This is a genomic window from Methylibium sp. T29 (assembly GCF_000576205.1).
Classification (GTDB): Bacteria; Pseudomonadota; Gammaproteobacteria; order Burkholderiales; family Burkholderiaceae_C; genus Methylibium; species Methylibium petroleiphilum.
Genome location: NZ_AZND01000233.1, coordinates 1 through 5,169, shown reverse-complemented (window position 1 = coordinate 5,169; position 5,169 = coordinate 1). Strand labels below are relative to the sequence as shown.

Here is a 5,169-nt window from a genome sequence, read left to right as displayed (position 1 = left end):
GTCCAAACGGTGGGTGTTCATGACTTCTCCGCTTTTGCGATTGCGTCCAACGCTTCGTCCTGAGCCCTCCAGAACGCCTCGACGGAGAACTGCACCTGATCGTCGGTGCCGCCCGCAACAGCAGCAGCCCGATAGTTCACGGCCGTCGTGAGTTGCTTCAACGCCGCGAGCAGATCGGCCTCAAGCGGGGTGAGTGGCTTGCTCATGATTCCTCCCCGGCCTTTTCCTGGGCCAGCTTGAACAGTCGTTCGTCTGCTAGTTGCCGCCGGTTCAGCTCGGACTGAGCCGCCCACACGACATCTGCTCGCGGGTATCGCGTCATCGCAACGAGCTTCGGAACATCCGCTTGATCGACCAGCAGCTGGAGCGCGACGGGATCGCGGCTGACGAACATCAGTTCGACCGGCGGCTTCCTATAGCAATGGGCGCTGATCCACTCCGCGTACTCGTCCACGTCTGCCAGCATGATTTCTTCAGCACGCTGGTTTAGGAGGGTGTCTGATAGGACAGCGCTCATTGCAGCCACTCCATAAGACGCCCTTCAAGATGAGCCTCAGAAGCAGCAGCCCACCATTCCGCCTCTTCGTGGGTGATGTAGTAGGTGGTCATGCGGCCTCCAGAACTTCGCAGGTCAGGGCCGCATCGAGCATCGAGCGCAATGCGGTCAGCTCTTCGCGGCTGGCCGGAAGCTGCATCGAGAGGGCCCCGCTCTCGCAGTTCAGCGAAAGGCTGCCGTCATTCCAAAGGGTGATGCGGAACGACGCTTGGTCGCGAGTGCCGTAATCGGACCCGACCATCACCTGGTCCAAGATGCCAGGACCAGGGAAGTACGCGATCTGCTTCTTTGCCATCTAGACCCCATGCGCTGTGTGGTGCGATGGAGTCATTACACCAAACGGTACCTGGCATGTCAACACCAAATGGTACTTTTCTGATTACGTATGTGGATACGTAGGGCTGGGCCCGGCCTTTTGTCACGGTCATGACACCGAGAGCTCCGGCTACAAGCCCCGCAAGCGGGCGCGCGGCCTGGCACGGCCGAGCCAAACCGAGCGCTCGATCAAGGCGGCCACCGCTCCGGCACTGTTGTTTTGTACAGGGCTCGCTATAATTCGAGCGCCAGTGACGCAACCGCAGGCAGAATGACAAAGAGCCCTCAGGCTCTAGTCGCTTGCCCCGCAAGGGGACGTGGTTGCGTCACGGAGCGGCTAGGCCCTGAGGGCTTTTCCGTTCCTGGCCGCACTCCGCGCGTAGCAGGGGCCGCATGTGGGGCCGCTCGGAGCAGAACCGCAAGCCAGACGCGCCGCAAGGCACCGGGCAACTACCCGCACGCGAGCTGGCCGGCTGGCCTTACGTCGATGCCGAGGGGAGCGGGAGGGGAACAACGGCCCGCTTATCGACGAACGCTTCACAGCGTGGTGGATTCCCTCCAACCCCAGCGCTATGGGGAAGGGGGGCCTTCGGGTGGATTTCCCCTGTGTCCCAGGCTGGATTCCAGGCCAAAAGGCCTAGGCGGCGCGAAACGCACCAAATTTTGGGCTTCGCCCGGGGCACAGACCCCCAAAAACAAAAAATTCGGCGAGCCGCTCAGCCGTTCTTCCACCAAGCCAGAAAGCGCCCCAGGAAGAACAGCGCGAGCCCCAGCATCGCAAGGCCGGTGCCCCAATACTCGCCGGCCCCAGCGCGGGCGATCACGCCGATCACGAGCAGCACGAAGCCGACCGTCTGAAGCGCCTTGAGTGGCTTGGGCGTCATCGTAGAGCCCTGCAGTTGCCCAGCTCACAGCGGATCATCATCGTGTCGCCGGAGGTGCAGGCCATGCTGTAGGTCTCGTAACCCGGCCCCTTTGCGGCCAAGACGGCCGGCGTATCCAGAGCGCCGCACTTGGCGTCGCGGCCGAACTTCCCGGCCATGAACGCATCTTCCCCGCTGGGCGGTGGCGGCTTGGAGACGGAGACGCCTTGAATCGTGGCGTTCGCGTGTTGGTTTGGAACCAGCGCTTGGCTCGGCGGTGCCGATAGGGGCGTCGCGGGCTGCCCAACGGCTACGGTGGCCGTGCCGTCCACTACTCTATACCCACGGCCGGCCATGCAGTTGGCGATGATGCGCTCCTGTCGGCCTATTGCCCTGCCTCCAGCGGCGCCCCCGCCAGCGCCGGCACCGTAGGCCGCACCGTCTGTCATCAGGCTCTTGTCGCCCCCGAAAGAAGAGCCGATGGCTACGCCGATTAAGGCCCCGACGATCGCGCCGGCAATGGCCTCTTTGTTCGCGTCGATCGAAGCTGAGTAGTCCCGGCAGGCCGTCAGGTCATTCATGTACCTGGTGCCGTCCACACCCTGCAGGTCGATGACTGGGGTGTAGGACTTACCGACCCCAGCCCCCGGGGTATTCGGAGGAACCTGAGCGCAACCAGCGATTAGGGCAATGTTAGTGAGAACTATCAGTGCTGAGCGCTTCATGATCCTCCCGGGGTGTCACTTGATTTTCCTGTCTGTCTTGGCGGTCTTGGCCGCGGCTGGCGTCCTCTTCCGGGGGAATTTCTCATTCGCCCGCTGGAATGTGTCGTTCACCGAATCCGAATCGGCTCGCTGGGACACCTTAAGTCGCTTCATCAGCTCGAATGTTGGCCGGTGGTGTGCGGCGACCAGGTCACGGACGTGCTCGAGCAGTTCGTCCTGAACAGGTGGATCCAACAAACGGTACGCGATCAACAGATCCGGCTCGCGCTCCCGGAGCGGAAGCAGCGGCTGATCGATAGGTGACGGGGCGGCGGTGGTGGATATGCCATCCAGGTAACCCCTTGGCAACTTTGGCTCCAGGCTGTCTTCGATCCTGCGCGCTGCCTTTTCTCCGAAGGTCTTGATGCCGGCCAGAAGGTCTCTCCAGTAGGGGTACGTCGAGTACCCGCAGGCGTCCAGCAGGCCGCTCGGCCCGTTGATCTTGCGATCCTTCATAACCTGCTTCAGCAGTTCGAGGCGGATTAGGCGTTCGTCACTCATCAGCATAGTGGACGACGGCTCAGGCACCGAATGGTGTTGACACCAAAGGTACCGTTTGGTGTAATCGGGCGCCATGGACCTAAAGAGTTACCTCAAGTCGCTTGGCGACGAAGAAGCGCGAGACGCCTTCGCCGCCAGCGTCGAAACCAGCGCCGGCCATCTCAGAAACGTCGCCAACGGCTACAGGTCGTGCGCGCCTGAGTTGGCTGTCCATATTGATCGTGAAAGCGGCCTCGTTGTCCGCCGCTGGGATCTCCGCCCCGACGACTGGCACTTGATCTGGCCCGAGCTGATCGGTGCAGACGGCGCTCCCGAGCCCGCAGAGGCAGGGGGCTGAGACATGGAGAAGGCGCGCATCCACACCCTGACCGGCTTCATCGGCCCTGTCGGCGTCTTCATGTTCCTCGCTCCCGAGTGGCTCGCCATCGCGTACTGCGTGGTCGCTGTCGCCGGGATTGTTGCCTACGCCGGGACGCTCTGAGTCATGACGCCCCGCCAAGAACAAGTTCTTGCGTTCGTCCGGCGCTTCAAGGCCGAGAACCAGATGCCGCCGACCCGCATGGAGATCGCGGCCCACTTCGGGTTCCGATCGCCCAACGCTGCCGAGGAGCACCTCCGTGCCCTTGCCAAGAAGGGGCACGTCTTCCTCAAGCCGAACTGTGCTCGCGGCATCTACGTCACCGGAGATTGAGACATGGCCGACGGAAACATCAAGGTCAGCGTCGAGAGCGTTGTGCATGACGTGCTCGCCGAGCTGGCCCAGACGCTCGTCAATGAGCACGGCGTCCGCCTTAAGTCGATCAACTTCAATTGGAGCGGCATCGAAATCATGGGCGAGACGGCGCGGTGGAACCTCCACTCGGTCTTCATCGAATCCGAGAAGCGGATCTGAGCCATGCCAGTAAACCGCAATCTCGGTCTCGGCCCACTGGCTCACAGCCACTCTCCCTGCACGCAGGCGAGTGCGATTGATTCCAGCATGGCCCACAGAGCCTTGCGAGCCCAGCTATCGGTTTCGTCGTTCGTCATGGAAACGACTGTCCGTTTTATTTGCCCTGGACAGGTACTCAACCGGCTTCAACAACCATGACGCAGATTGAACAGCCCGAGCTGGCGCTGTCGCGCGCCCCGCGCAGCATCACGATCCCCATCGAGATGATTCGCGCCAAGAAGACCGCCGCGGCAGCCTTCACGCTGTCCTGCGACACGTCTGGTCTTGAGGACAAGGAGATTTACCTAGCGCTCGGCATAGACGCTGGCTACTTCTCGAACATCAAGAAGGGCAAGGCCACCCTCCAGGCCGACCTGATTGCGCGTTTCTGTGAGGTCGTCGGCAACACGATTTACGTTGAGTGGCTGGCCTACCAAGTTCATTGCACCTTGGTCGTCATCAAGACCGAGGCCGAGCGCCGCGCAGAAGCAGCAGAGGCCCGCGCTCGACAAGCTGAGCAGGAGAACCGCCTGCTCCGCGATCTGCTGCAAGGAAAGGTCAGCGCATGAACCACTACCCAAACCACATGACCGAGGCGATGCACTTCGCCCACGGCCGCGTCCACCGATCGGACGACCTGTTTAACAAAGCGCAAACCGTTGCGCCTGAACCTGCTGAAGCTATCGAACAGCCCGAGGTGACTGATTCCGACTGGGCTGCTTTCGATGACGCATGCGGCGGGGATCAGGCCGCGTACAGGATGGTTGCATGAGCTGCAAGCAGACCCAGGGCCGCCGGCTCATCGCCATGCTCAAGCGCCGCGGCATGACCACGATGGACATGCTCCGAACTGAGATCAGCGTCAGCCCGTGGCGCCGCATCACAGAGTCGCTCAAGGAAGACGAGCGACTGGTGAAAGCTAAGAACAAGCGCGGCCTCACGGTCTATCGGGTGAGGGGCTGAGATGAGTTTGCACACGGCTAGGGTAGCTCCCGAAAAGCGGCTTCACCGCCCGCCTGCCGCCGTGCTTCTAAGCGGTGGTCAAGGTGAAGACATGGCCAAATATTCAGATCTCCTTAAGGATCCTCGGTGGCAGAAGGTCCGATTGAAGAAATTGGAGGCGGCGAACTGGTGTTGCCAAAGCTGCTTCGATAGCGAAACGATGCTGGCGGTCCATCACAAGCGGTACGTGAAAGGCCGTATGCCTTGGGAATACGACGTTCAAGAACTTGTGGTGTT

Annotated in this window: 12 protein-coding genes and 1 pseudogene; 7 read left to right on the top strand and 6 right to left on the bottom strand. The window is 61.6% G+C overall.

What is annotated here, in order from left to right; all coding sequences use genetic code 11:
- Positions 1-17 precede the first annotated feature (17 nt).
- From x551_RS18285 to x551_RS18260, 6 genes are all read right to left on the bottom strand, one after another.
- Positions 18-206, bottom strand: coding sequence for a hypothetical protein (locus x551_RS18285; protein WP_036249983.1), 189 nt, complete (start codon positions 204-206; stop codon positions 18-20).
- Complete coding sequence (locus x551_RS18280) at positions 203-517, bottom strand: hypothetical protein (protein WP_036249979.1); 315 nt, start codon at positions 515-517, stop codon at positions 203-205. Before x551_RS18280 ends, x551_RS18285 begins: the two co-directional genes overlap by 4 nt.
- Before the next feature lie 88 nt (positions 518-605).
- Positions 606-851: a hypothetical protein gene (locus x551_RS18275; protein WP_036249976.1), complete on the bottom strand. Its 246-nt coding sequence runs from the start codon at positions 849-851 to the stop codon at positions 606-608.
- A 736-nt stretch (positions 852-1,587) separates the two neighbouring features.
- Positions 1,588-1,755 (bottom strand): hypothetical protein, encoded by a 168-nt coding sequence (locus x551_RS25920; RefSeq protein ID WP_161728078.1) that lies wholly within the window; start codon positions 1,753-1,755, stop codon positions 1,588-1,590.
- Positions 1,752-2,459, bottom strand: a complete 708-nt coding sequence (locus tag x551_RS18270; RefSeq protein WP_152543578.1) for a hypothetical protein — start codon at positions 2,457-2,459, stop codon at positions 1,752-1,754. Before x551_RS18270 ends, x551_RS25920 begins: the two co-directional genes overlap by 4 nt.
- Before the next feature lie 15 nt (positions 2,460-2,474).
- Positions 2,475-2,999, bottom strand: coding sequence for a hypothetical protein (locus x551_RS18260; protein ID WP_161728076.1), 525 nt, complete (start codon positions 2,997-2,999; stop codon positions 2,475-2,477).
- Between the two features lie 73 nt (positions 3,000-3,072).
- Between x551_RS18260 and x551_RS18255 the strand changes: the two genes are divergently transcribed.
- From x551_RS18255 to x551_RS18230, 7 genes and pseudogenes are all read left to right on the top strand, one after another.
- Positions 3,073-3,336, top strand: a complete 264-nt coding sequence (locus tag x551_RS18255) for a YdaS family helix-turn-helix protein (protein ID WP_051512145.1) — start codon at positions 3,073-3,075, stop codon at positions 3,334-3,336.
- Positions 3,337-3,339: 3 nt separating this feature from the next.
- Complete coding sequence (locus tag x551_RS25915; RefSeq protein ID WP_161728074.1) at positions 3,340-3,480, top strand: hypothetical protein; 141 nt, start codon at positions 3,340-3,342, stop codon at positions 3,478-3,480.
- A 3-nt stretch (positions 3,481-3,483) separates the two neighbouring features.
- Positions 3,484-3,672: pseudogene (locus x551_RS27615) on the top strand (repressor LexA); the annotation flags it as partial.
- A gap of 21 nt (positions 3,673-3,693) precedes the next feature.
- Entirely contained in the window at positions 3,694-3,891 is a 198-nt protein-coding gene (locus x551_RS18245) for a hypothetical protein (protein ID WP_036249970.1), read from the top strand.
- Between the two features lie 194 nt (positions 3,892-4,085).
- Positions 4,086-4,499, top strand: coding sequence for a hypothetical protein (locus x551_RS18240; protein ID WP_031943556.1), 414 nt, complete (start codon positions 4,086-4,088; stop codon positions 4,497-4,499).
- Positions 4,496-4,702, top strand: a complete 207-nt coding sequence (locus tag x551_RS18235) for a hypothetical protein (RefSeq protein ID WP_152543577.1) — start codon at positions 4,496-4,498, stop codon at positions 4,700-4,702. Before x551_RS18240 ends, x551_RS18235 begins: the two co-directional genes overlap by 4 nt.
- A complete protein-coding gene (locus x551_RS18230; RefSeq protein WP_036249964.1) occupies positions 4,699-4,893 on the top strand; it encodes a hypothetical protein in 195 nt (64 codons plus the stop codon). Before x551_RS18235 ends, x551_RS18230 begins: the two co-directional genes overlap by 4 nt.
- Positions 4,894-5,169 lie beyond the last annotated feature (276 nt).

Coding starts and splice junctions, on each gene's coding strand:
- x551_RS18285 (WP_036249983.1), bottom strand. CDS start 206: ATGAGCAAGCCACTCACCCCGCTTGAGGCCGATCTGCTCGCGGCGTTG.
- x551_RS18280 (WP_036249979.1), bottom strand. CDS start 517: ATGAGCGCTGTCCTATCAGACACCCTCCTAAACCAGCGTGCTGAAGAA.
- x551_RS18275 (WP_036249976.1), bottom strand. CDS start 851: ATGGCAAAGAAGCAGATCGCGTACTTCCCTGGTCCTGGCATCTTGGAC.
- x551_RS25920 (WP_161728078.1), bottom strand. CDS start 1,755: ATGACGCCCAAGCCACTCAAGGCGCTTCAGACGGTCGGCTTCGTGCTG.
- x551_RS18270 (WP_152543578.1), bottom strand. CDS start 2,459: ATGAAGCGCTCAGCACTGATAGTTCTCACTAACATTGCCCTAATCGCT.
- x551_RS18260 (WP_161728076.1), bottom strand. CDS start 2,999: ATGAGTGACGAACGCCTAATCCGCCTCGAACTGCTGAAGCAGGTTATG.
- x551_RS18255 (WP_051512145.1), top strand. CDS start 3,073: ATGGACCTAAAGAGTTACCTCAAGTCGCTTGGCGACGAAGAAGCGCGA.
- x551_RS25915 (WP_161728074.1), top strand. CDS start 3,340: ATGGAGAAGGCGCGCATCCACACCCTGACCGGCTTCATCGGCCCTGTC.
- x551_RS18245 (WP_036249970.1), top strand. CDS start 3,694: ATGGCCGACGGAAACATCAAGGTCAGCGTCGAGAGCGTTGTGCATGAC.
- x551_RS18240 (WP_031943556.1), top strand. CDS start 4,086: ATGACGCAGATTGAACAGCCCGAGCTGGCGCTGTCGCGCGCCCCGCGC.
- x551_RS18235 (WP_152543577.1), top strand. CDS start 4,496: ATGAACCACTACCCAAACCACATGACCGAGGCGATGCACTTCGCCCAC.
- x551_RS18230 (WP_036249964.1), top strand. CDS start 4,699: ATGAGCTGCAAGCAGACCCAGGGCCGCCGGCTCATCGCCATGCTCAAG.